We start from the raw sequence: 26,237 nt of genomic DNA, 5'->3' as shown, positions 1-26,237 counted from the left end.
ATACCACCAGCACTCATTATTCATATAACGAGTGCTGGTTTTCTATTACACTGGTGGCATAGTAATCGCTTATCGCAAAGGAAACCATGGAGCAATACACCTCCCCAACATTAGAAGAGCTACGCATCGACACCATCATCAACCAAGCAGCTTATGATGAATCCTTCTTCATGCTGTGCGGCAGTCAACCAAGCATAAAGTTCAACCCCACTTCCGACGGTTATCAAGTACAGATCACCACTATGAAGCCACAAGAAACCGTAACACTTGATGGTATTGTTATTGCGGAAATAGAAAATAATGTCTGGCATTGGTTACATCACAATGAACTCCCCCATGCCCCATTACACGGTGACGTAGAATTCACTCAAGACATCATTGATTTAGCGCGTAGTGTGTTCGGAGGAAAATTACTCTTTTTCACTCCTATTCCCGGAAAATCAGGGCACTATCATGCCGTTATTATTACAAGCGCCCTTCCTCTGAGTAATCCACACTATGCATTAGCACTGGGCTTAGCAAGGATTAAGCATTCTTCCTTACCCAAGGAACCAGCAGTGATAGCACGTACCGTACATTCTTTTGCACGTACCTTCGGTTTAGCTGCTCACACTAATGGACAGCAGATACATCTCAACAACGGCAGTGTGGTTGATACCCACACGGGAGAATTAGTATCCGAGCAGAAAAATACTACCGACTTACTTGCTGCTAGTGCTCTGCTTTCTATCGAGTCACAATTCCTATTTGAGGCAACTTTTTCCCAGGCAAATGCACGTTGCGTTTCTGACCAACCCGGTATTGAATTATTTACGCCGCAGCACAAAGCTCCACTTCATTTACGTGCGGCTCTCATTGCCACTATCCGAGATAATACTTGGCGCTGGTCATATACTGACGCGCAATTTGCACACTATCAGATAGCTTTACCGGCTATTGGTCTCAAGAAGTTTGGTCTTGACCACAATGTTTCTATTTTCCTCGCGCCGGAAATAGACATAGCCCAAGCTCGTGCACAGCATTATGAGATAATCGGAAAGCAGATCCTAGGATTGTGGACGCATATTATTGTTAATCTCGACGAGCATACTCGCGGAGTATTGTTAGTTGATTGTGCACATATTCTCTCTCTCCCACAACCAACAGTGCATGCTGTCCAGGCTACTATCAATGCAGCCAGTGATTACCCCATGCGCGATACACGTTTAGCTCTAGAATCTTATGCCAAGGCTCGGAATATCGCTCTAGATTTCGATACACATTCTTATGCTCATCATGCAGAAACCACCGATATACCAGCGCAACCACATACGCGCCAGGCAAGACTGATCACTACCAATGGTGCAGTTACCGTAGATTTTAGCGATGGCTTGCGTCTTGTATCCTAAATATCACTCAACGCTATGCAAAAAGCAGCCGGTGCAATAAGCACTGGCTGCTTTCAATAAAGCAATGGAGCAATAAAACGCAGTAAATTCTTACTGATCAAGTGCTGTAGTCAGTAGGGCACGATACACAGATACATCTACATCCTCGACATTATCTGGATGGAAATGTGGCGTGCGGTCTTTATCGACAAGCACTGCACGTACTCCTTCAGCAAAATTAGGATCGCGCCTAAAATGCATTCCTAAAACTCGTTCGCATTCAAGCTCTTGGCGAATATCCTCACAGCGAGCAACAACTGCCATTAGCTCTACTGCTGCCACAATCGATGCAGGGTTTGCATGAGCAATATGCTGCTCGACGACATTGCAAAATTCTTCATTAGGATGTTCTTTTAATGCGTGCGCAATAGATTTCCATGAATCAAAACCAAATACCGCTTCAATGTCTGGATACAACGCCTCTAATTGCGACGGCTCACTTGGCTCTTGCGCGAACTCAGCTAATGCCGCATCAAGAGAATCCTCAATGATTTTTTCCCGCAATTGGTCGAGATTTTCACTGGGCACATAATGAGTTGCCAAACCACTAAAGAGCATATCTGCTGGGGATAACCGCCAGCCAGTAACAACTAAAAATACTGCTAGTGCATGAGAACTACGTCCATTGCGCGCCACCATATTCTCAAACATATATGGCACACCCACATCAGGAATAAAACCAATAGCCATTTCAGGCATTGCCCCAAAGGCTTTCTCCGTCACGATTCTATGGGATCCGTGTGCAGAAATGCCGAGTCCGCCGCCCATCACCACACCGTCGATAAGCGAAATATATGGCTTAGGGTACTCAGCTATGTCGCCGTTGAGGATGTACTCTTGGGCGAAGAAATCATCAACATGATCATGTTCGTTGGCTAGTGCGCCTTCACGGGCAAAACGTACATCTCCGCCTGCGCAAAAACCTTTAGGGCTCAATGAGCTGAGGACTACTTGTTTGATATTGCTGTCTTCTTTCCACTGCTTGAGTGCGTGGTCGATGATGGTGACCATTTCAACATTGAGCGAGTTCAGAGCGCGTGGACGGTTGAGTTCCAGTAAACCAGTATTACCGCGAACAGAAACTTTTACCAATGGTTCTTCTGTGTTACCTACCAAATCAGTCATGTTCTACAGTGTCGCACATCACGATAAAAAATGTTAGTTAAAACTAGGAAGTTTTAGCGCACTACACCACATTAGGTGAACGTAGCAGGTAACATCATGCCCAACTACAATACTTTCGAGAAAGAAAAACCAAAACAACCTAAGAAAACAAAGAAGAGGGCTCTTGTGAATGTTCAGCTAATAGTAAGCGATATGGACGGCACATTATTAGATGAGAATCACTGCATACCACCTCGCTTTTGGCCCTTACTCGACACAATGCACGAGCGTGGAATATATTTTGCACCCGCAAGTGGTAGGCAACTTTTTACCTTACAAGAACAATTTTCCGCCTATCCTCAACTGCCCATCATTGCCGAAAATGGCGCTGTAGTCTCCTACGAGGGAAAAATAATCTCGCTTGTCACAATGAATACAGCAGCAGTTCACACCATTGTGCACACTGTGGCAAGCAATCAAGAACTTGACTGGGGTGCCGTAGTATGCCGTGCAGATGGTGCCTTTATTTCTCGCTCTGATCAGGCTTTTATGCAACAATGCACACCGTATTATAAGAAATTGACCGTTGTTCCTGAGCTATCAGAATATATCAATAATCAGGTAGTCAAAGTAGCTATCTATTGTTTTCAAGGGTCCAGACCTGCCGCGACCACCGCATTATCTGGAAAAACAGCTGGTTTACTTCCCATTGTATCTAGTGGAAACTGGATAGATTTTATGAATCCTGCCGCGCATAAGGGTAATGCGGTTGCCACTCTTGCCAAGCGTCTTGACATTACGCTGGACAACACCATTGCTTTTGGTGATTATCTCAATGATCTTGAATTATTGCGCACTGTTGGCCGCTCTTATGCTATGGCAAATGCTCATCCTGAGCTACTTGCAGTAGCAACACATCAAGCACCCGCACACACAGAAGAAGGTGTGATACAGGTGCTTGAACAAGTATTGACTCAGGCTTGCTAAAAGCTAGTAAAGCTCAACCAATAAGCGACTATTTCTTTTTCTTTTCCTTGTCTTTCTTCTCTTTCTTTGCATCAGCTTTTTTCTTTGGCTTCTCTAACTTAGCTGCTACATCAGGAACATAGCGGAAATCAGAACGTGGTGGTCGTTCATAATCATCATGATGAGATTTGGGCCGTTCTGGTATTTTTGGTAGTTCCCGCTCGATTTTCTCATAGGGAATCGTCGACAGCAGATGGCTAATAACGTTGATACGAGAACGCTTTTTGTCTTCAGACTCCACGGTATACCACGGCGCAGATGGGATATCGGTATGCACAAACATCTCATCTTTTGCTCGCGAATAGTCTTCCCAACGAGTAATAGATTGAAAATCCATTGGCGAGAGTTTCCACCTGCGCAATGGATCATTGCGACGTGCCTTAAAGCGTTCGAGCTGCTCCTCATCAGACACAGAGAACCAGTATTTACGCAGGATAATGCCATCTTCAACTAAAAGTCGCTCAAAAATTGGTGCTTGGTGCAAGAAACGTCGATACTCTTGAGAAGTACAAAAGCCCATCACGCGTTCTACACCTGCACGGTTATACCACGAGCGATCAAAAATAACGATCTCGCCAGCCGTCGGTAGCTTTTCGACGTAACGCTGGAAATACCACTGCCCTTGTTCCCTAGAATTAGGCGCAGGTAATGCTTCAATACGGCACGTGCGAGGATTCAGATACTGCGTGATGCGTTTAATAGCAGAACCCTTACCAGCTGCATCACGCCCCTCCATAATCACCACAACACGAGCACCAGTTTCTACCACCCACTGCTGCATATCCACCAGCTCTGCTTGCAAGCGCTTAAGCTCTTTCTCATACGCCTTTGTGTCTAGCTCAGGTGGTTTTTTGCTCTGCTTATCTTTGTTTTTTGTCTCTTTACTCATACGTGCTTTCTTTCTTGAACACTGTCAGTTTTGCTTTAGTTTTAGCCTTCGACGGCAAACTCCACTAACTTATCCCACTCAGTTTTACCCGGTATTGTGGTGTTGATAACCTTGGGTGTCTCCACAAAGTATCGAGGCAATTCCTTGCACGCACGCTGGAAATGCTCGCTTTGCACATGAGCAACATCTGCGTCATCGTGGAAAGATTCAATGAGTAAGAATTGCGCTGGATTATGTGGATCTTGATACCACTCAAAGAAGATATTTCCTTCTTCAGCTCGCGTTGCCTCAGTGAACCAGGCAATCTCTTCGAGGAAAGTATCAACAAATTCTGGCCGAACGTTATAGCGCACATTGATGAGAATCATAGCTATAAGTTTAGGCGAGAATCGCCCTGCATAATAATATGACTTTTACTTTGGTGTCATTCCAATTGTTCCGATAATTCTAACCACTGCATCTCACATTCAGCTAGTTGTTCGTCGACCACGCTAACCTGCTCATTTAACTCATTCAGTCCCACATAATCACTGGGGTCATGATCAGCCATAAGCATATGAAGTTCTTTTTTACGGTCAAGGAGTTTGTTCATATGTCTGTCTAACGAAGAGATTTCTTTTTTCATCATATGCCGAGCTGCTCCAGAAAGCTCAGCGCCAGCAGATGCAGGCTTACTGGATTTATCAGCACTATGTGCTTTGGTATCTATGCTGCTTTGTTGCGTTTTATCCCGCTGCAATGCCAGATATTGATCAATCCCACCAGGAATATGACGCAATGTGGAATCAATAATTGCATACTGCTGATCGGTAACCCGCTCTAAGAGATAACGATCATGGGAAATGACAATGAGCGTTCCAGGCCAAGAATCTAAAAGATCCTCAAGGGCAGTCAACATCTCTGCATCAACATCATTAGTTGGTTCGTCTAAGGCAATAACATTAGGCTGCGCCAACAATAATAACAACAACTGCAATCGACGCTTCTGTCCACCAGAAAGCTCGCTCACCGAAGAAGAAAGATGCTCTTTCTTAAACCCTAAGCGCTCCAATAATTGCGCAGGTGTCAGCTCTTTGCCATCAACATTAAAACTTGTTTTTGTCCGCGCCAGTACCTCACGTACCCGATCCTGACCAATGTCTGCTAACTGGGAAAACTGCTGATCGAGCAAACCAAAGCGCACAGTTTTCCCATGCTTTACCCAACCTGTACTCGGGGCAAGCTCACCAGAGAGCAAGCGCAATAGTGTGGATTTACCTGCCCCATTAGCACCAACAATTCCAGTACGCTCCCCCGGTGCTATTCTCCAAGTAACATCACGCAATACTTCCTGATTGCCAAAGCAAACACTAACATTTTCTAGATCAACAACATCTTTACCCAAGCGCGCTACCGCTAGTCGCTTAAGCTCAATGCTATCGCGTACAGGTGGTACATCAGCGATAAGCTGATTAGCGGCTTCAATACGAAACTTTGGCTTTGAGGTTCGTGCAGGGGCACCACGACGCAACCACGCCAGTTCCTTGCGCATCAAATTTTGGCGCTTACGCTCTGCAGCTGCATTGATACGATCACGCTCTACCCGCTGCAAAATATAGGCCGCATATCCGCCCTCAAAAGGCTCCACGATACCATCATGGACTTCCCAGGTCTTATTGCATACTGCGTCAAGAAACCACCTGTCGTGCGTGATAACCAACAGACCACCAGAATTTTTTGCCCAGCGGGTATTCAAGTGCTCAGCAAGCCACGTAATACCTTCCACATCAAGATGATTTGTTGGCTCATCAAGGGCAATCATGTCCCAGTCGTCGATGAGCAATGCGGCAAGAGCTACTCGACGACGTTGCCCTCCAGATAAGTGACCAATGCGCGCATCCCATGCAATATCCGACACTAACCCAGCGATAATATCTCGTATGCGTGCATCAGATGCCCACTCATGTTCTGGGCGCGAACCAACAATGGCTTCTTGAACGCTCAGGTGATCATCGAGCTCATCTTTTTGAGTCAAAACGCCAAGGCGCATTCCATTGCGCTTGGTTATTCGACCTGATTGCGGCTGCACATGACCAGATAACAACGATAATAAGCTGGTTTTTCCTTCCCCATTGCGTCCAACAATACCAATGCGATCGCCTTCTTCAATGCCGAGGGTCAAAGAATCAAAGACGACGTGGGTAGGGTATTCAAGATAAATTGCTTCAGCACCTAATAATGGCGTTGCCACAGCATATTCCTTTACGATTACAGTTGTCTATTTCTTTTTCTTTTCTGCCATGTTAGCGGTGCTCTGACTGCACTCACTAGCTGCATTAGCTGAGCAGGTGTGCCCCTGAGGCTGCTCCTGTTGCCACAGTCGCTGCACCAAAGAGGCGTAACTCATCAGCTACTTCCCGAGCAGTCTGTTCATCAGAGCAGAGAAAAGCACAGGTTGGTCCTGACCCTGATACGATTCCCGCTAATGCACCTGCATCTTTGCCAATTTCTAGTGTGCGCCTTAGCTTTGGTTGTAATGAGAGTGCTGCAGCTTGTAAATCATTATGCAGACATTGCGCCACTTCTGTTATCTTGCCAGCGCTCAAAGCAGCTGAAAGTTGTTGAGTGTCAAGATGGGGTTTTCGTTGCATCGTATCGAGTTTGGCAAATACCTTTGGGGTGGATAATCCAGTGTCGGAAAACGCCAACGCCCAGTGATACGTTCCTCGGGTAAGTATTGGGGTCAGTTTTTCACCGCGCCCTGTGCCTAATTGCGTATGCCCTAATAAGGTAAATGGCACATCAGAGCCAAGAGTTGCGGCGAGTGCTAGCAATTGTTGTTCTGTTGCCGGAGTTGGCAAAAAAGTATTAAATGCCCGTAATGCTGCTGCTGCGTCAGCAGAACCACCTGCCATACCGCCTGCAGTAGGTATTCCTTTTCTTAGGGTTATGCAAACAGGTTGTAAAGCGTCTCCACCGTTGTCACGGTGCCAATGATATAGCTTTTCGACGGCCTGCCATGCTAAATTACGACCATCACGCGGTACTTGCGCATTAGCAACAGTGCCCTGACTAAGGTTTTCTACCTCAAAGGAACTGATGATACTTGTGTTGTCGCAGGGTGAGGCACCATGAGCAGATTCTATGACCAGTTCGTCGTATAAGCTCAAAGATTGAAAAACGCTCACGAGGTCATGGTAGCCATCAGCACGTAATTCCCCTACTCCTAGGTGGAGATTTACCTTGGCATGAGCATGAGCTATAACAGTGCGTCCCGATGTCTGTTTTTCTTCACTGCGATTATGCATTTTCATTCTTTCGAGCCACACTCTCATGCTCATGCGCTACATATGCCTGTGCTAGGCGTACATATTCTTGCACGCCTAGTTTTTCGCCACGTAACGTCGGATCAATATCTGCTGCTCGCAAAATGTTTTCTGCGTACTCCCCGCCACCGCACAGCCCGGATAATGCAGCACGGAGTGTTTTTCTGCGCTGGGCAAAAGCCTGATCTACTAATTGAAATACTGTCTGTCGAGTATGCGCGTCTCTCGGCCATGCGCATTCTTGATCATCATAGACATCAATGCGTACAAGTCCTGAATCAATTTTGGGCGCCGGCCAAAAAATCTTCTTCCCAATAGAGCCAGCTCTTTTCACGCGACCATAATAGGCTGCTTTGACACTTGGTACCCCATATATTTTTGAGCCTGGTGCTGCCGACAATCTATCAGCAACTTCTGCTTGCACCATGACGAGCACTCGTTTGATACTGGGGAAAATCTCCAGAAAGTGCAGTAACACAGGGACAGAAACATTATAAGGAAGATTGGCAACTAATGCCGTGGGCTGGTCAATGTCTTGAGCTTGAATGCTTAGCGCATCCTGATGAATGAGCTGTAAATTATCGCGGACTGCCGGTGCATACTGAGCGACGGTATGTGGAAGTTGCGCTGCTAAGCGTGGATCTATCTCTACTGCGGTTACTGTACGCACAGTATCTAATAATCCAAGTGTTAATGAGCCAAGACCAGGTCCGATCTCAACCACATGATCCTCGGGGCTCAATTGTGCTGCGGCAATAATCATCCGCACGGTATTAGGATCATGAACAAAGTTTTGTCCGAGTTTTTTGGTTGGAACAATACCTACTTGTTGCGCTAAAGCTCTTATTTCTTGCGGACCGAGAAGTTGCACGCGCTGATCTTCCATAATTATTTAATCTACCTAATTCCGCATTATTTTCTCTATGCACAAGCCCAAAATGGATATGCGTATTCCATAGTAAAACCTCCTCAAGACGAAAAAGCACGTATAGATCTTGAGGAGGTTGTATTACTCAACTTTTTACACTTTTAGCGAATGCCTAGCTTTGCCGTACAAGCAGGCCATGCGCCCCAACCTTGGGAAGCCTGCACACGCTCTGCAACAGCAATCTGTTGTTCACGCGTCGCTAAGTGTGCTGCTGGAGCGTATTCTTCACCGCCATAGCCACTCCATGTAGAAGGAGTGAACTGCAACCCACCAGAAAAACCGTTTCCAGTGTTTATCGACCAATCGCCACCAGATTCACATTGCGCTAGTTGATCCCAAACTGAACCATCAGCTACAGCTGGCGCAGCCGCACCAGTATTCGCACTGCTAAAGCTCACAGTGACAGTGGAGTTTTCCTTGATACCGCGCGCAATGGCAGCAGCAATGGCAGGACGGATTTCTTCTTCACGGATTGGTTGATTCTCGCGCTCTACACCATTGATCTTGGTGATTTTACGAACCACTTTCTTTTCACCAGGTGTAGCAGGTGTAATAAGCTCTTCCTCACCCTTATAGAGGTCAGGATCATCAGTATAAACTGGTGGTAGCTCAAAGGCCTCAGTAACTTCCGTCTCGAATACTTCGATACGCTCAATCACCATACGAAGATTGGGAGTTATTGGTGTCTCCACAGGAGGGAATACGCGATCATCAGCATCAAGCACAATGCCGCGCTCTTTGAGAACATCCCCTACGGTCGCTGCAGCAATTTTTGTGTGTACGAGTTTACCGCCATCATCAATGGTGATGAATTTTGGTGTCACGATATCAACATTCATACCTTCTTCAGGTATTTTTTCATCAGCATCAACATTCATTTCCACCGCATTTATCGCAGCTGGAATACTGTTGATCTGTTCCATGAGCTCGCCCACGGTAGTTGCTGTGGTATCAACAGTCTGTTCTTGACCATCAACAACGAGGGAAACCTGCTTGGAAGTTTTCACAGTGATGCTGTCATCATCACTAATTTTTTCTTCTAACGCTGGCGAAACAATATCCTTTTCTGTGACAGTAACACCAGCTTTTTCTAGCGCCCCTTCAACGGTGCTAGACATTGTACTCAGCTCGATTTCTTCACCGTTATAATCAACGATGATATTTTTGTGGTTTGCAACCACAACTCCCACACCTGCCACAGCGCTGAGAGAAGCAACAACTCCGCCTATAGCGAGACGCATTGGCAACTTGTTATCTGTCTTATCAATTCGCGTTTTCTGATGTGTCCGCACTGAACTACTTTCTTTAAGAATTACTATTGCACATCGCAAGAAACCATCACTGAAACAATCCAGTATGGCACTGTATGCGCCTTTGCTTTTATTACAATACGGTAACAAAGCGATAAAGTCGATTAATTATGGAGAAAAAATCCCACTTTAACCTTTAAGTCACCACAAGGAATTACAGAACTATCATTAGTCACATATTTCCCATAATTTTTGTATGCTTTAGCACTTAAGAATCACAAGAATAGACTCGATCAAAATTACCTCGTACCACTTGCGCCAATTCAGTCACACTAATACCGCGCAACTCGGCAATGCAATGTGCAGTATGCCCAATCAATGCTGGCTCATTCTTAGCACCGCGATACGGTTCTGGAGTCATAAAAGGCGCATCAGTTTCAACCAATAACTGCTCACCTGGCACAATGCGAGCAGCTTCACGCAAAAAATCATTACGCTTAAACGTAACATTGCCCGCAAAACTTAAGACATATCCTCTGTCTATTGCTTCCTGTGCGATATCTAGCGGAGAAGAAAAACAATGCAAAATTGTATGCACCGGCTTTGGCTCATCATCGAGAATCCTCAATAGTTCCTTATCTGCTTCACGATTGTGAATCATCAATGCTTTGCCATAGCGCACTGCCACATCAATATGCCACCGCAATGCTTCTTCTTGAACCTCAAAAGCAGCAGTATTATCTGGATCATGTTTGATCCAATAGGTATCCAGCCCTGTCTCGCCAATAGCAACACAGTGCTGATCTGCCGCCATCTGCTCTAAACGAACCTTCGCTTGCTCATCAAGCTCCTGTGCGCGAGTGGGATGAATAGCACACGCAGCATATACATTCTCATATTCTCTTGCTGCGGCTAACGCTAATTCCGCTTCAGCAAGCCCATCACCCACTGTACATATTTTTGTCACTCCGGCTTCCTGAGCTCGGTGAACAAAGTCACCAATATCCTCAGTACCCTTATGCTTTGCACAAGAGGAAAGATGGGTATGAGCGTCGATAAGCCCATCAATTCTTGGTGCAGGAACCGGAATTGGACGAGGTTTTTTCTTTCCCATTATTTCCTCTAAGACACCGGCGCCCACTGTGGACCAGTGGTAGCTAATTCTGGATCCAACTTATTGATAATTGGCTGCGGCTTAGCAAGCACCACACCTGGCTCCATGGGAATCCGCTCCCATTTAGCAGCCTGTGCCTCATAATCCCCAGTAATAATAGGATAAGTCTGACCATGCTCCGGCAACCCCACACCTACAAGATCAAGCGGCTGATCATCGACGACTTCTTCTACACGAGGTTGAGCTGCCCACACCCCAGTGCGCCCAAGAGTCTCATGTACTTTCTGCGCAGTATGCGGTAAGTAAGGCGTAAACATCACATTGCAATCGGAGATAACTTGCAAGGCTGTCCATAGGACAGTCGCTAAACGATCACGCTGCTCAGGATCTTTAGCCAACTTCCATGGTTCTTGCTCTGCAATATACGCATTCGCCTCACCGACGACGTGCATAATAGCAGTAATGCCTTGCTTGAAATGAGAATGTGACAGCGCTTGAGCCACATTATCCATCGTTTGTGCAGCAAGAGCCAAAATCGCCTCGTCGACAGGCAATAATGCACCTGGCTGTGGCACCTGGCCAAAATTCTTATATGCCATAGAGACAGTGCGATTGACTAAGTTACCCCAACCATTTGCCAGCTCATTATTGATTCTGCGGACAAACTCATCCCACGTAAAATCAGTATCATTATTCTCTGGACCAGCAACGGCAATGAAATAACGCAGTGGATCAGGACCAAACTCAGCAAGGAAGTCCTTAACATAAATGACCACGCCTTTAGAGGAAGAAAACTTAGAACCCGACATGGTTAAGAACTCTGAAGACACCACCTCAGTAGGCAAATTGAGTTCGCCCAATGCATGCACAACGCCAGCTTTATCGCCTTTGCCCTGGTAACCAAGCAATTCAGCAGGCCAAATTTGTGAATGGAACGTGATGTTATCTTTGCCCATGAAATAGAACGACTGCGCCTGCGGATTAGTCCACCAATCACGCCATTTTTCTGGCTGCCCACTACGATATGCCCACTCAATAGAAGCAGATAGATAACCCACCACTGCATCAAACCAAACATACAGTTTCTTCGATGGGTTATCTGCCCAATCTTCTACAGGAACTGGAATACCCCAGTCAATATCACGTGTCATAGCACGTGGACGTAAATCTTCTAACAAATTAAGGCTGAACTTGATGACATTAGGACGCCAATCTTTGCGTTCTTGTAACCATTGCTCCAAAGAGTGCGCCAGAGCTGGTAGATCTAACAAAAAATGTTCCGTTTCAATGAACTGAGGTGTCTCGCCATTGATTTTCGATACTGGATTGAGCAGATCAGCAGGATCGAGCTGATTGCCGCAATTATCGCATTGGTCACCGCGCGCATCCGGAGCACTACAGATAGGACAGGTGCCCTCAATATAGCGGTCAGGAAGAGTACGACCTGTAGAAGGTGAAATAGCTCCCAATGCAGTTTGTTTGATCATATAGCCATTGTCATAGAGGCCTCTAAAGAGCTCTTGCACAATTGCATAATGATTACGGGTGGTCGTACGCGTAAATAAGTCATAGGACAGCCCTAGTCCGGCAAGGTCGGAAACAATTTGACGATTATAGCGATCTGCTAATTCCTTGACCGACACTCCCTCTTTATCAGCTTGAACAAGAAGTGGCGTACCGTGCTCATCTGTACCAGAAACCATGAGCACATGTGCTCCACGCATTCGCTGAAAACGAGCAAAAACATCAGATGGAACACCAAAACCAGCCACATGACCAATATGGCGTGGTCCATTTGCATAAGGCCAAGCAACTGAGACGAGCACATTATTCATGGTTCTTACTCTATCAGGCTCCATCACGGGACTCGAGAACAGCATTATAAAGTTCCTTTTTACTTGCACCACTACGCTGCGCCACCAGGGCACACGCCTCTTTTAAGCGCATCCCCTCGTCACAGTATGCAAGCACCTGAGCTACCAGAGCATCTTTATCATGCTCGGTAATAACTTCTTGCACTCCTTCCAACACCACAGTAATTTCGCCACGTATTCCCTGCTCAGCCCACTGGGCAATCTCGCCAAGACAACCACGTTTTACTTCTTCATAAGTCTTGGTCAATTCACGCGCTACTGCTACACGACGTTGCTCCCCTAAAATCTCCACTGCATCAGCAAGTGTTGCCGCAATTCGATGTGGCGACTCAAAAAAGCACACAGCTCGAGTCTCTTTTTTTAATCCTTCAAGCCACGTACGTCGCTGTCCTGTTTTGCGCGGCGCAAATCCGTCGAAAGCAAATTTACCGACGTGTAATCCAGAAAGAGCAAGTGCAGTCAGTACCGCAGAAGGTCCAGGAAAACACGTAACCGGTATGCCCTCATCATGAGCAGCTGCCACCAACGGAAACCCTGGGTCGGAGACAATAGGCATACCCGCATCAGTCACAATGACTACCGTGCCGCTTCTGGCAAAACCAAGCAACTGCGCTACCCGCACTTGCTCATTATGGTCAAAGTTACTCATCACCCGCCCACGAATATCCACCCCAAGACTTTGAGCCAAAGCACGAGTACGGCGAGTATCTTCAGCAGCAATATAATCCGCCTGAGCCAGAGCCTGAGCTAAACGCGGGGTAGCATCAGCAACATTGCCTAAAGGAGTTGCGACAATAATAATGCCACGGGGCAAATCAGCTAGTGGTTTTCCGCCTATATCAACAGGGTGCCAAGTCATATCTCTAGTGTGACACAGCTACGCATATCTGACCAATAACATAAAAAATGCTTTTTAGAGCTATACAAACCTATACCTAGATACGAGTTAAGTTGCTTTGTTGATTGTCCAATCTCACCTGAGTGTCTACACTATAGCCCGTGACCACTAACACCATAAGCGCGACATCGGCCAACAAAGTTAGCTCCACGCAATCTTCGCAGGGGCGGTTTAAGACCAAAATGCTCCCTCATCCACCACGTGCTTATGTATGGACAAAAGCAGATACATATAGCACAGCACTCGTTGCCTTCCTCGCCTTTTTTACGCGCTTTGTCGGATTATCCACCATTACGGATGCACGCACTCCTGTTTTTGACGAAAAGCACTATGTTCCTCAAGCCTGGGATATGGTTCGCTCCTGGATGAATCCGATACTCGGTGGTATTGAAAGCAATCCTGGTTATGGACTTGTGGTACACCCACCTTTAGCGAAACAAATTGAGGCGTATGGAGAATTTTTGTTCGGCTATACACCTCTAGGGTGGCGCGTTATGACCGCCTTATTTGGTGTAGGTACCGTCATGCTTACCATGGCTCTTGCCCGACGCATTAGTCACAGCAGCGCAGTAGCAACTTTCGCTGGTATTCTCGCGCTTTTCGACGGTGTGCTCCTGGTCAGTTCACGCTATGGAATGCTCGATATTTTCCAAGTTTTCTTCATCGTTGCCGCCGCTTGGGCTTGTGCACGTGATAGAGAACAAATGCGCCTACGAATGCATAATCTCTACGAAAACTTCCAGAACACCAAGGCATTCACCACCTCCTTAGGACCTCGTCTTGGTTTTCGCTGGTGGCGCTTTACTATGGGCGTATTCCTTGGCCTAGCCCTATCGGTGAAATGGTCTGGTCTTTATTACATTGCTTTCTTTGGACTACTCACAGTAGCTCTCGACGCTCATCTGCGTATGCAATACCAAGTCCGACGCCCTATCCTCGGTGCACTAATACGCGACAGCATCAGTGCTTTTGCTTCTATCGTGATTTTGCCTATCGCCTTATATGCGTGGAGTTGGCGTGGCTGGTTCGCCTCAGAAACTGCAGTATATCGCCATGCTGCAACCGATGGCACAATTCCAGCCGACTCATGGTTGAATTCTTTACCAGATACCCTTGCTAGCTGGTTTTATTATCACTCTTCAGTGTTAGAGTTTCATGCATCACTTACTTCTTCTGGCGGACATAGCCATCCATGGGACTCTAAACCCTGGGCATGGTTAGTTGCAGCACGCCCAGTTCTCTATTACTCCGCTAACGACGTCGAGTGCGCGGCTGGAAAATGCCACCAAGCAGTCTATCTATTTGGCACCCCTGTTATTTGGTGGTTAACAATCCCAGTATTGCTATGGGCATTGTGGTCTTTAGTAATTGCACGAGATTTCCGCTACATGATCCCATTCATCAGCTTCCTCGCTGGCTTTGTACCGTGGCTTATCACCTTTGACCGACAAATGTATTTCTTCTACGCCACAGCACTTATCCCCTTCAGCATTGTGATGATTTCCCTAGCACTCGGATCCATAGCCCGCACAGGAGCAACATTGTCCAAGCGATACCAAGCACTAAGCAAGGTGGGTATTACCACGAGAGGACACGCAATTGTGGCTTGTTATCTTGTACTGGTCGTCGCAATGTTTTGTTATTTCAGCCCACTCTTTTATGGCTACACCATCCCCAATGAGTTCTACAATGGACTCATGTGGTTTAATAGCTGGCGCTAATCACTAGGCTTAGCAGAAAGGGCTGCTCTGAACTGACCAATAAGCGACAACCCACGTACGCTTAACCACGCCCACAGAATAGCTACCACGCTAAGAAGCAATAATGCCAAATATAAAAATTGGTTCACAGCAAGCTCGCCTAGGACTATATCTTTTGCATACACACCAAAACTAAACATCCACAAAGCGAAAAATACCGGCGCAATACCTGCAGAAAGTTGCGGTTTCCATGCGCTAAAGAGCAAACCAATGCCCAAGCTACACCGCAATGCTGCTAGCTGAAAAGCCATTGCGGTGAAATCCTGTGCTGCAACATCAATATCGCTGATCTCCTGCTGCTGGGTAACCTGAGATTGTGCGAGGATAAGAAAAGCCATCAGAAACCATAATCCACCGCTTATACACAAGAGTAATCGAGATAGAACCCGCGATAATACTTGGCCACTCGTATTCTTATGCCATTGAGATTCCACACCAGCAAGAATTACGTCAGAAAGATCTGGGGTCACAAAATCATGCTCGGGAATAGAAAAATTGAGGGTCCGTTTTACTTGAGCTGCTTGTTCTAAAAACGCACTGCATGATGCACAACCGGCAATATGAGCATCAATAACGTCATCGGCCAAACCACTACGATTGTCTTCACCATCCAAACGCGCAGAGATTGCAGTCTGAATCTGATCACAATCACAATTGAGCACGACTAAAAACTCCATCCAAGCTGGCGCGCCCAGCACCGAAAACCACAATCATCAGTAGCGACACTATCAGTACCAATGGATATTCCATGCCTCCATCACTGGCAAATAAACCAGACTCAAGGTGCACAAAATAAATAGCAGCCATCATCAATAACGCAAGGGCACCAGCAATAAAGGTAGTAAGCAACCCCACTACTAATAGTGCTCCACCTAGTAATTCAGCACTGGACACGATGTATGCAGATAATTTTGGTTGCGGCACCCCCAAGGCACTAAATTGCCCAGTGGTTTCAGTAATTCCAGTGATAAATAAACGGTCAAAACCATGTGCAACAAAAATGCTGCCAAGTACAATTCGCAAAAGTGCCAATGCAGCATCACGAACAATTGGCTGATCCATTTATCTTCCTTTTGAGTTGAAATTACCCAGCAATATCGATATTAGCTGACACGTCGATGAGCCTGATCTGACTCATATGTATCAGGATACTCATAAGAACCACCTTGTTGCTCATGAATATCAATCACATCTAACTCAACAAAATCTGGGCTTTCATCATCAATTTCAAGCACTACTGCACCAGGACGACGTAACCGCTGCGGAATGCCTAGAGCTTCATCATGCTCATTGCGCACACCAAGACGCGCTCGACGCAATTGCATTATGCGTCGATGGCGCAAACGCTGCTCAGCCTGCACTTGACGACGCAACGCAATAAGGTAAACCACGCTGAGCACCAGGACAGCACCAAAGAAAATCGACAATGTTTTACCAAGTATCAAAGCTAACGCAAGAGAAAGCACAAAGAAACCAGCTAATCCCAATAAAGTACGCTTACGACGCTGGAATCTGCTCGCACTAGCTTGTTGATCAGCTTCAGGATCCCAACCGCCACGACCACGACGTCGCACAGCGAATTCTAGTTCTTCTGCTGTTAAATCATCTTCTTCAGCTATGTGATCCTGAGAGTGCTGTGCGTCAAGCTCTACCACAGTACCTGATTCAGGTGACTCTTCAGAGATGGCCTCACCATGCAAAAGATCAGCAGGGGAAAGATAAGCATCATCATAAACGTATGCTTCATCTTCTTCATACCAAGCATCATCTAGCTCATCTACCTCGTCGGTAGTATCCATATTCTGCTCAACCAATTGCGGTTGAGTATCAGTAGCGCTCTGATCCTGGTCGATTACCTCACCATCAATGACATCCTGTGGTTTGCGCTCAGGAATAATTTTATGCTTTACCGCAGCAAACACGTGTTCCATGCGCTCAGAAGACTCATCATCAATCAAAATTTCTTCTGTATCCGCATCACTAGGTCGCACTGGTGATGTTTCCGCTGTAACGTGCACCAGTTCAGTACCATCATCTGATCGCCACGCATGAACATCCGCAGAACTTACTCGTGGTCGAGGACCCATGGCAACGTAGTTTTCACGACCCCCCTCATAGACCACGCGTGTCTCGTCGATACCGTCCATCTGGTTATTCATCGGTTTTTGTCTGCGTAGTAGTACCGGAGCTAACACAAAAAGCCAGACAACTACAATCAAACCAATCGCTATAGTTCCAGACACCGGTGAAAACCTCTCAAGTAAATACCCTCAGCTATCGCTGCCTACCGCTTTTGCTGTAAGTGCTACAAGAATATGTGAAAAACAGTTATTTTTATTACTGCCACGCCGCAGCACGACCAGCAGAGATTAATCTTTCTACACAAGTATCAGGATAGTCCTGCGACGTTTGCGCTGATAGAACATGGTCACGCCATTGACCATTGATATGCAAATTCTGACGTAACAAGCCTTCACTGCGGAACCCATTATTTTCCAGCACTGCTTGTGAGGCGATATTACCCGGCAAATACGTAGCATACACCCGGTGCAACCCCACTCTGGAAAAAGCATGATCGGTAGCCAAAGCACAGGCTGCTGTCGCTATGCCACGCCCCCGATACGCGCTATAGACCCAATACCCAACCCAACAATCACTTGTTGTTCCGTGTTGGATATTGCCAAGAACTATTTGTCCAGCAAACTCACCGCTTACTTCAATAACCAGCGGAACAAGAAAACCAGAGTCTGCAGATTGTTTTGCATTGAAGAAATACTCACGCCAACCAGAATGACTATGTGTCTGCGCCCAACTATGCACAGATGTTGGCTCAACTTCCTGCAAAGAGTATTGATCTGTCATTCGCTGCTCGCGCCAGAGCACACCGTCTTGATAGTACAGTGGACGTAATCGAATCGTCTCACCACAAGGCAAGGATAATGTCTGGGTATGCTCCCCCCACCCTGGATGGATAGCATGAGGGCGACCATAAGCAGGCGCACTCGGTTTCGCCTGCCCCATTATCCTAGGAAACACAGCGCTCAGCGTCTTAAGCATATGGCTATCCCTTAGCGTCCTTGGGTCAGGAACAGCACTTCCACAATATCACCAGGACGAATTTCGGTAACTTCTTCAGGGATCTTGATCATTGCATTTGCATCTGACAATCCCGCAAGAAGATGAGCCGGAGCACCATTAGCACCCCCCAAACCTTCGACTAAATAATCTTGTGTCTGCGCATCGCGCATTAATCGCGCCCGCACATAACCGCGTCGCCCATTCCGAGAAGTGACATGGTTAAGTGCCCTCGCCCGCACTGCACGACGCTTATGCGCCCCCTTGCCCAGGCACAACCGAATCATGGGACGAATAAACATCTCAAAAATAACAAGCGCAGAAACTGGATTGCTAGGAAGTAAAAAGACTGGCACTTTCTTTTCCCCCAAAGTGCCAAATCCTTGAACAGAACCTGGGTGCATAGCCACACGAGTGGTATCAATATCGCCAAGTTCGCGCAATACTGCTCGGATAGCTTCAGAGCTAGACCCACCAACAGCACCGGAAATCACAATAATCTCGCTGCGCAACATTTGCGATTCCACAATTTCTTTCAGGCGACGCGGCTCCCCTGCTGCAATACCCACACGGTGCACATCCGCACCTGCATCTCGTGCCGCTGCAGCAAGAGAATAGGAATTAACATCAAGTACCTGACCAAGACCGGGATCCCTATCAATATCAACCAATTCTTTACCAACAGAAAGAATTGATACCCGAGGACGTGGATATACCAATACTTTGTTACGACCGACGGCTGCTAATAAACCAATATGCGCCGGACTCAGTATTGCTCCCGTACTTACCGCAACATCACCTGGTCGAATATCATCACCACTGCGACGCACAAAATCGCCAGAACGCACAGGACGCGCCGCAATAACTCTCCGTCGACCACGATCCGTCCACTCCAATGGCAGCACCGCATCTGCCAATGTAGGCAAAGGAGCACCAGTATGCACTCGCACTGCTTGCTTTGGTTGTAAACGCAATGGCCGCTGAGAACCAGCAGCAACTTCGCCTACAACTGGTAATGACGTTTCCCGAGGTAGCATATTCGGCGATTCTTGGCTAGTAGCGCCAAGACCGCGTTCTCCCCCAACGTCGACGGCTCGAACAGCATAACCATCAATGACAGCTTGATCGAATCCCGGCAATGGTTTTGTTGCTTGGACTTCCTCTGCGCACATAAGTCCCAGAGCTTCTGCTATTGCAATACGCACTGGTTCCGGTACAATAGCCGCTTCGGTAACTAAGGCTAGCTGTTGCTCAACTGAGCGCACGGCTTTACCTCCTCACCGACGAATGCTCAATATGCTTTCGCCACTCGTATTGACAATAACGTATGAACTAAATCTAGGTTAGTAAAACACCTAGAACTTAGAAAATTCTAGCCGAGAGTAATCACTACTTATAGTGCCTCATGCTCCACCAATAAATCCCGCAATGTTTTCTTCAAGTGATCACCATATATGGGGTGGGACAAACCAAAATCCACTACCGCAGGAATATAACCACCAGGATTACCCAGGTCATGACGCTTTCCGTCGTGAACCACAATATGCACAGGATGTCCTTGTTCGATAAGCAAAGCAATTGCGTCGGTAAGCTGCAATTCACCACCGGCACCAGGGGTGATACGTCGTAAAGCATCAAAAATACAACGATCAAGAAGGTAACGTCCAGTCGCTACAAAGTTAGACGGAGCGTCCTTGACCGCAGGCTTTTCTACCATACCGCATACACGTTTTACAGTTAACGGACCATCATAATCAGCAGATTCGACGTCAAACACGCCATAGTTATAGACATCTTCTTTAGGCACCTCAAAAGCGCATAGTACGCTGCCGCCTAGCTCTTTACGCACCTCAGCCATTTTCTCTACCACACCAAACGGCAAAACGAGATCATCGGGAAGCATAACTGCAACAACATCTTCGTCATCGTCAAGGATACTTTCCGCCAAGCTCACTGCATGACCTAACCCTAAAGGTTTTTCTTGCAACACCGATACTGGCTCAATAAGTTCTTTTGCTCTCCTGACCTTGGCAAGTTGTTCAACTTTACCTCGTTCATCCAAGGTGCGCTCAAGTTCGGGGAAAGACTTGAAATGCTCAAGCACTTCTTGCTTATTTGGTGCTGTAATGACAGCCAGACGCTGTGCACCTAGCTGAGCCGCTTCTTCTGCAATGAGTTCAATACCTGGGGTATCAACAACTGGTAGCAACTCCTTTGGCACAGTCTTTGTCGCTGGTAGGAACCGAGTTCCCATACCAGCAGCTGGCACAATTACTGTTTTAACAGCGTGTTGCTTTTCCGATTCAGGCATAATCATGCGCACGAGTCTACCTGGTAGACCCAAGTAAAAAATGAGCAAACACAGTATTATGGCAATAATTATTTTATTTGCTTCATCACACTACTACCCGACATACTGCCCGGAAAGATACCTACAGCAAGAAACACCACGGACTTTCTATGACTTCCCCACTATCCGATACAACTATTGATACTGCTAAAAAAGCCCTGCGAACTGAATTGCGTATCAAGAGAAAAACCATGTCTCCGAGCGTTCGTGCGATTGCCAATGTACGTATCATCGAGCAATTATGCACACTAATCACTCGCAATAATTACACGCGTATTGCCGCGTATTGCCCCGGAGAAAAAGAACCTGGTGGAGTTGAGTTACTAAAAAATCTCGACGCATATGTCGACGAGCTCTGGTTGCCGCTCTCGCGGTCACAGTTCCAATTAGAATGGGCACGATACCAAGGCAGTGAGTACCTGCGTGTAGGTAAGCATAATATCTATGAGCCAATGGGAAAAAGTTTCTCCAGTGAGATTCTTCATGCGTTAGATCTCATCATCGTTCCAGCTCTTGGCGCCACTCCTCACGGGCACCGGCTTGGTCAAGGTGGTGGCTACTATGATCGTGCAATGAAAAACATATCCACCCCACAAGTCATGCTGCTATTCGCCTCGGAAATACGATCTGATATTCCCATTGCAGATCACGACATTTGCATTAAAAAAATCATTTCAGCTTAAAGTAGCGTAACGCAGAGGAACCAACACGCCATGGTAAGCGTCCCTTATAGAGTATGAATCTGCATTTTCGATTTTTTGAGGATTTACGCAACCCTGGTTATCGCCGCTCTTTGGCGCTTCGACGGCTATTAGCATGCAGCCTTGTTGTACTAGCACTATGTTTTGCCATACAAGAAAATCGTGATGATAAAGCAACAGTTATCATTACCACTAGAGAAATAGAGGCTGGTCATAGCCTATCAGCCAGAGATATAACGCAAATACACATACCACATGAGTTTCTCCCGGATAATGCATTGTCTCTTCCGACTGAAGCCCTCGGGCGAATTAGCGCGCACGCACTCCCCAAGGGCAGTATGATTTCCCAATTTAATTTCATCTCCTCTGATCTGACCGCTCACATAAATAAGAAACATACTGTCGACGCAGATACTGAGAGTGCGGAAGGTGCTGAGAGTGCTGAGGAAATCGAGCAATTTGATGAGAGATATAACATGGTTCCGATTAATCTTGCTGACCCAACTGTGGCAGGACTGCTTGTACATGGCGATACTGTCTCCGTGATTAGTGTGAACACTGATAATGGAGCACACGAAGAAAAAGTTATTGCAACTGGCGCCAAGGTAATCTTCAGTGCCAACGCACAAAGTGACAAAAAATTCGCCCAACCCGGCACAGTCTTGATCGCGTTACCCGAGCAAGAAGCACAAACTGTAGCAGCTGCCTCTTTAGCTAGCCCGCTGACGCTTATTGTTACTGGTGAACGCGCACAGCTTTCGTAATTCTAGAGGTTGTCTGTTGTCCTACACAGGGTTTTAGAATCAGATTTTTGGCTTTAACTAGCTAAAATCTAATCTTTTAGTTAAGATTTTCTCGCACATTATTCCGCTCACTGCGGATAATTGTTTACTATACTCTTTCTGTTCGCCTAATTTCCTTAAGACTAAGCACATTTTTGCTGCCCTAGCAGGTACAAAAATAATGCATGGCAGGAATATATTAAGGAACAGTCAAGGATTAAGAAAACTCATATTGAAAGGGACTTTCATGTTAAAAGGATTTAAGGACTTTATCCTTCGCGGTAATGTTATTGAGCTAGCAGTTGCTGTTGTTATTGGTTCTGCTTTCACAGCAATCGTTAACGCCTTTACTGAGAACCTCATCAACCCACTCATTGCGTCATTCGGTGGTGCAGATGTCAGCGGTCTTGGTTTTGCTATCCGTGCTGGTAACGATGCAACTTTCCTAGACTTCGGTGCAGTTATCACTGCTGCAATTAATTTCCTCATCATCGCAGCGGTCGTTTACTTCATTCTTGTTGCTCCAATGAATAAACTTGCTGCGCTACAGGCAAAACGCAAAGGCGTAGAAGAAGACAAAGCAGCTCCTGCTTCTATTGAGGCAGAACTCTTGACTGAGATTCGCGATATGCTCAAAGAGCAAAAATTGCAGTAATCTCTGCTCAATCTATCGACGCTATTTCTTCGGAGCAGTTTTCATTAATTTTTCAACTACAATTGTGAAAAATTAGTGAAACTTCCGGAGATTACCATGCCACGTAATAGTCGTCAGATAGATATTTCCCCCATTAGCGTACGCGAGCTGGAGGTTCTTCGCATTGAAGACCTCACCACAGGTATGCGGCGCATCATTTTTGGCGGATCACAATTAGGCGAACATACTTATCGAAATTTCTTAGTTCCTGCTCTCAAGAGCACAGGTTTCGATGATGATGTTCGCCTTATTTTTCCACACCCTACAACTGGTGAACGCCCCAGACCAGAACCCGATGCAGATGGTCGGTTGCAATGGGACGCTCAGGTAAAAGACCTATTCCGTACATACACCGTCCAGCATTGGGATCCCGAGGCACAAGAATTAAGCATTGATTTTGCCCATCATGCAATGGGGTTGGCACAAGAGTGGTCACAACAAGCAGCCCCAGGAGATAAGCTCTGGGTTGCTGGCCCCAAAAACAGTATGTCACTTCCTTGCCACACCGACTGGCTATTACTCATTGGTGATGAAACTGCGTTGCCAGCCATCTCTCGTTGCTTAGCAGAGCTTCCCGACGGGCATCCAACCTGGGCATTCATTGAAGTAGCAACAGAAGAACACATCCTTACCCTAGAAAGTAATGCTGATGTTCATCTTCAATGGGCAATTCGTGACCAAGAACAAAACTGCGCCAGCATACTAGCGCAGGCTCTCGACGATGACATTTTTCCTAAAGGAGTGCCGTATATCTGGGCCGCCGGCGAAACCAGCAAACTGAGAGAACTACGTACTCTGGCCAAGAATTTTGATGCGCCAAAAGAACACCAAGATTTCACTGGTTATTGGCGATATAGCGATGCGCAGAAAAATGATGAGGGCATCGTCGAAGGCGGCGGATACAGTATTATGGAAAAGCTCCATGAACTATCGGAGCTGGCACCTGCCTTTGCATTACGCGCTGCACTTAATTTAGATATCTTCACTATTATTGGGCAACAAAAGTCGCAGAAAATTTCTGTTAGTGCACTAAGCAATGCAGCAGGCACCCATCTTGATAGCGCCTGGCGTTTCTTTAGGTATTTAGGCTCATTAGATTTATTGGAGCTATCCGACAACGATGATCCTACTCAGCAAACCGTAAAATTAACTGCACTTAGCCGAGAACTAGCTGATGTTGATTCTCATTTAACAAAGCATTTACGCGGTCCGGCACACTTACGTGCGCTGTCGTTACTCAATCTTGAAGATACACTGCGCACTGGTATGCCAACGCAGATTTCCCCTTGGGAGGTAGCGAAAGCCAACAACCCACGCACTCATAACGATTACCTCCAGCACCTTGCTGAACGAGCGCATTGGTTAGCTCCTGCGATCGCACAACTCTTCCCCCCACATTCCCTCTCCACAGTAGTTATCTGTGGTTCAAGTGCCCATATTTTTGCTGATGAGTTTTTACGCGCCACACCAGATATACGTGCAACCTTGATCGGAGCTCCCAGCGAAATTACATTCATGCGTCGCCAAAGCACTCAGTTTCAAGAGCAACAATGCACTTTCTTGGCATACAGTCCTGATGAAGTAGAGCTTTTCGACGCTCATCTATCTCAATTAGAGTTGAACGCAGAAACTACTGCAGTTATCTTGGTAGATCCTTTTGCTATGCCTGATACACAAGAAATGTTTAGGCAGCTGCAACGCCACCTTCACCATGCGTGGATCATCACAGACATTATGACCCACAATGACAGCGAGGAGCACCAATATGAAGAAGATCTCATTCGTCTGTCCACTGAAGGCACGCGAGTACCAACACATGCTGATATCACGAATCTACTTGCCACTCATGGTTGGGACATAACACACTCTCAGCCCATTGGTTGGAGTAGCCACGCACTAAAAGTGCAAAAATGAATAAAAATAAACATTTTTTTTCTAAATTCGTTTCGCGAAGAAAACATCAAGCTAATTGCTATTTTTCACACAGGTTTTTGGGAAAAAATTTTATTATTCCTATAATCACAGTTTGATAAAAAGAAAGTTTGGTATAAGGTCATTAGACATGAACAAGTCTAGTTTCCTACGCAAAGCATCTTCTCTTGGTGCTGCAGCTCTAGTTGGTTTCGGTCTCACACTTTCAAGTGCTCCTGTTGTTTCTGCTAACCCTGCCCCACAGCTACCTGTTCCTAGCGTCTCTCAGCTAGCAGGTATGCTTCCTAATTCAAGCACCCCTCCAGCTGGTGCTCAGCAGATTGTTACTTTTGGTGATTCTTTCACCGCTGCTGGTGGTACTGCTCTTGGTGAAGCACCACAGCTTGAAAATGGCTACCAGTTCAAGCCAACCTGTGCAAAGGATAAGCGTAACTGGCCTCACTCCGCAGCAGCAGCTGCAGGCAAGTCTCTTGCAGACTGGTCTTGTAACGGCACTGGCGGCATGATTCCTCTCTTCGAGGTTCAGGCATATGTAGAGCAGGCTATTGCAGCAGGAAACATCGGACCTGGTACTGAGAAGGTTGTTTTCATGTACGGCGGTTTGGATCCTATTCAGTGGGTTGATGCAGCTGCTGGTCTTCAGGCTGCAGGAAACATTCCTGAGTCTGAATTCACCAGAATGTACGGCGCTATCAAGAACCGTGTTGCTCAAGCTGCACCAGGTGCACAGGTTGTTGTTGCATCTTACCCAGAGTTGGTCACTGATGATAAGCTCTGTGCAGTAAACGGTCTTAACCAGACTATTCCTGTTCCTGCACCAGGTGGAAATCGTATCGAAAATGGTCTACGCGATTCCATTAAGCATGCCGCTCAGGTTAATGGTCTACAGTTCATTGATGTTCTTGAGCTAACTCGTGGTCATGGCACCTGTAACCCAGACCCAGCACAGCGCTTTGTTACCGGTATGGTAGATACCGATGCACCTCACACTATGCCTATGCACCCAACCGTAGTTGGTGGAATTGAGATCGGAAAGATTATCGCTAAAGAGCTTTACCGCTAATCTTTTAAGATTCAACTAAAATGATCCCAGAGTTTCTCTGGGATCTTCTTTTTATTTCAGCACCC

Annotated in this window: 24 protein-coding genes; 8 read left to right on the top strand and 16 right to left on the bottom strand. The window is 46.5% G+C overall.

The annotated features are described in order from the left end of the window. The first annotated feature begins 86 nt into the window (after positions 1 to 86). On the top strand, positions 87 to 1,388 hold the full coding sequence (locus EML15_RS06965) for a DUF6882 domain-containing protein (protein WP_144274361.1): 1,302 nt from the start codon (positions 87 to 89) through the stop codon (positions 1,386 to 1,388). Between the two features lie 90 nt (positions 1,389 to 1,478). Here EML15_RS06965 and EML15_RS06960 read toward each other — a convergent pair whose 3' ends face one another. Beyond that, a complete protein-coding gene (locus tag EML15_RS06960) occupies positions 1,479 to 2,552 on the bottom strand; it encodes an enoyl-CoA hydratase/isomerase family protein (protein ID WP_144274359.1) in 1,074 nt (357 codons plus the stop codon). Between the two features lie 96 nt (positions 2,553 to 2,648). On the opposite strand from EML15_RS06960, the gene EML15_RS06955 reads away from it, so the two are divergent. Next, complete coding sequence (locus tag EML15_RS06955) at positions 2,649 to 3,518, top strand: Cof-type HAD-IIB family hydrolase (protein ID WP_144274357.1); 870 nt, start codon at positions 2,649 to 2,651, stop codon at positions 3,516 to 3,518. A gap of 28 nt (positions 3,519 to 3,546) precedes the next feature. Here EML15_RS06955 and ppk2 read toward each other — a convergent pair whose 3' ends face one another. From ppk2 to rsmI, 9 genes are all read right to left on the bottom strand, one after another. Beyond that, entirely contained in the window at positions 3,547 to 4,446 is a 900-nt protein-coding gene (gene ppk2 / locus EML15_RS06950; protein WP_144274355.1) for a polyphosphate kinase 2, read from the bottom strand. Between the two features lie 41 nt (positions 4,447 to 4,487). Beyond that, positions 4,488 to 4,814, bottom strand: coding sequence for a putative quinol monooxygenase (locus EML15_RS06945; protein ID WP_144274353.1), 327 nt, complete (start codon positions 4,812 to 4,814; stop codon positions 4,488 to 4,490). Positions 4,815 to 4,870: 56 nt separating this feature from the next. Then, the gene (locus tag EML15_RS06940) at positions 4,871 to 6,676 is read right to left on the bottom strand and encodes an ABC-F family ATP-binding cassette domain-containing protein (RefSeq protein ID WP_144274351.1); all 1,806 of its coding nucleotides are present in this window, start codon (positions 6,674 to 6,676) and stop codon (positions 4,871 to 4,873) included. A gap of 85 nt (positions 6,677 to 6,761) precedes the next feature. Then, entirely contained in the window at positions 6,762 to 7,733 is a 972-nt protein-coding gene (locus EML15_RS06935) for a 4-(cytidine 5'-diphospho)-2-C-methyl-D-erythritol kinase (protein ID WP_144274349.1), read from the bottom strand. Then, positions 7,726 to 8,637 carry a 16S rRNA (adenine(1518)-N(6)/adenine(1519)-N(6))-dimethyltransferase RsmA gene (gene rsmA / locus EML15_RS06930; protein WP_144274347.1) on the bottom strand — a complete coding sequence of 304 codons (912 nt, stop codon included), beginning with the start codon at positions 8,635 to 8,637 and terminating at the stop codon, positions 7,726 to 7,728. Before rsmA ends, EML15_RS06935 begins: the two co-directional genes overlap by 8 nt. A gap of 143 nt (positions 8,638 to 8,780) precedes the next feature. Next, positions 8,781 to 9,971, bottom strand: coding sequence for a resuscitation-promoting factor (locus EML15_RS06925; protein ID WP_144274345.1), 1,191 nt, complete (start codon positions 9,969 to 9,971; stop codon positions 8,781 to 8,783). Between the two features lie 226 nt (positions 9,972 to 10,197). Beyond that, a complete protein-coding gene (locus EML15_RS06920) occupies positions 10,198 to 11,043 on the bottom strand; it encodes a TatD family hydrolase (protein WP_144274344.1) in 846 nt (281 codons plus the stop codon). 8 nt (positions 11,044 to 11,051) lie between these two features. Then, positions 11,052 to 12,878 (bottom strand): methionine--tRNA ligase, encoded by a 1,827-nt coding sequence (gene metG / locus EML15_RS06915; RefSeq protein WP_144274342.1) that lies wholly within the window; start codon positions 12,876 to 12,878, stop codon positions 11,052 to 11,054. 13 nt (positions 12,879 to 12,891) lie between these two features. Further along, the gene (rsmI, locus tag EML15_RS06910) at positions 12,892 to 13,776 is read right to left on the bottom strand and encodes a 16S rRNA (cytidine(1402)-2'-O)-methyltransferase (RefSeq protein WP_144274340.1); all 885 of its coding nucleotides are present in this window, start codon (positions 13,774 to 13,776) and stop codon (positions 12,892 to 12,894) included. Positions 13,777 to 13,997: 221 nt separating this feature from the next. Between rsmI and EML15_RS06905 the strand changes: the two genes are divergently transcribed. Next, positions 13,998 to 15,536: a phospholipid carrier-dependent glycosyltransferase gene (locus EML15_RS06905; RefSeq protein WP_144274938.1), complete on the top strand. Its 1,539-nt coding sequence runs from the start codon at positions 13,998 to 14,000 to the stop codon at positions 15,534 to 15,536. On the opposite strand, the gene EML15_RS06900 is transcribed toward EML15_RS06905, so the two are convergent. The 6 genes from EML15_RS06900 to EML15_RS06875 all read right to left on the bottom strand — a co-directional run bounded on the left by EML15_RS06900 (position 15,533) and on the right by EML15_RS06875 (position 20,967). Continuing rightward, the gene (locus EML15_RS06900; protein ID WP_144274338.1) at positions 15,533 to 16,252 is read right to left on the bottom strand and encodes a zf-HC2 domain-containing protein; all 720 of its coding nucleotides are present in this window, start codon (positions 16,250 to 16,252) and stop codon (positions 15,533 to 15,535) included. The two genes, EML15_RS06905 and EML15_RS06900, sit on opposite strands and share 4 nt — an antisense overlap. Continuing rightward, entirely contained in the window at positions 16,224 to 16,637 is a 414-nt protein-coding gene (locus EML15_RS06895; protein WP_144274336.1) for a DoxX family protein, read from the bottom strand. Before EML15_RS06895 ends, EML15_RS06900 begins: the two co-directional genes overlap by 29 nt. 41 nt (positions 16,638 to 16,678) lie before the next feature. After that, on the bottom strand, positions 16,679 to 17,818 hold the full coding sequence (gene glpR / locus EML15_RS06890) for a gephyrin-like molybdotransferase receptor GlpR (protein WP_144274334.1): 1,140 nt from the start codon (positions 17,816 to 17,818) through the stop codon (positions 16,679 to 16,681). Positions 17,819 to 17,912: 94 nt separating this feature from the next. Then, positions 17,913 to 18,596 (bottom strand): GNAT family protein, encoded by a 684-nt coding sequence (locus tag EML15_RS06885; protein ID WP_144274332.1) that lies wholly within the window; start codon positions 18,594 to 18,596, stop codon positions 17,913 to 17,915. Between the two features lie 47 nt (positions 18,597 to 18,643). Further along, a complete protein-coding gene (gene glp / locus EML15_RS06880) occupies positions 18,644 to 19,915 on the bottom strand; it encodes a gephyrin-like molybdotransferase Glp (protein ID WP_144274330.1) in 1,272 nt (423 codons plus the stop codon). 128 nt (positions 19,916 to 20,043) lie between these two features. Beyond that, positions 20,044 to 20,967, bottom strand: coding sequence for a UTP--glucose-1-phosphate uridylyltransferase (locus EML15_RS06875; protein WP_144274328.1), 924 nt, complete (start codon positions 20,965 to 20,967; stop codon positions 20,044 to 20,046). Positions 20,968 to 21,110: 143 nt separating this feature from the next. Here EML15_RS06875 and EML15_RS06870 point away from each other — a divergent pair, with 143 nt between their 5' ends. From EML15_RS06870 to EML15_RS06850, 5 genes are all read left to right on the top strand, one after another. Further along, positions 21,111 to 21,683: a 5-formyltetrahydrofolate cyclo-ligase gene (locus tag EML15_RS06870; RefSeq protein ID WP_144274326.1), complete on the top strand. Its 573-nt coding sequence runs from the start codon at positions 21,111 to 21,113 to the stop codon at positions 21,681 to 21,683. A gap of 53 nt (positions 21,684 to 21,736) precedes the next feature. Next, positions 21,737 to 22,465, top strand: a complete 729-nt coding sequence (locus EML15_RS06865) for an SAF domain-containing protein (protein ID WP_144274324.1) — start codon at positions 21,737 to 21,739, stop codon at positions 22,463 to 22,465. A 265-nt stretch (positions 22,466 to 22,730) separates the two neighbouring features. Next, positions 22,731 to 23,138 carry a large conductance mechanosensitive channel protein MscL gene (mscL, locus tag EML15_RS06860; RefSeq protein ID WP_144274321.1) on the top strand — a complete coding sequence of 136 codons (408 nt, stop codon included), beginning with the start codon at positions 22,731 to 22,733 and terminating at the stop codon, positions 23,136 to 23,138. 75 nt (positions 23,139 to 23,213) lie between these two features. Next, positions 23,214 to 25,091 (top strand): siderophore-interacting protein, encoded by a 1,878-nt coding sequence (locus EML15_RS06855; RefSeq protein WP_210471998.1) that lies wholly within the window; start codon positions 23,214 to 23,216, stop codon positions 25,089 to 25,091. 148 nt (positions 25,092 to 25,239) lie between these two features. After that, entirely contained in the window at positions 25,240 to 26,172 is a 933-nt protein-coding gene (locus EML15_RS06850) for a GDSL-type esterase/lipase family protein (RefSeq protein ID WP_144274317.1), read from the top strand. The last annotated feature ends 65 nt before the right edge of the window (positions 26,173 to 26,237 follow it).

It is taken from the genome of Corynebacterium sp. sy017 (genome assembly GCF_017918135.1).
GTDB lineage: Bacteria > Actinomycetota > Actinomycetes > Mycobacteriales > Mycobacteriaceae > Corynebacterium.
Note: the sequence above shows the minus strand (reverse complement) of the source record. Positions and strands in the feature narration are given on the sequence as shown.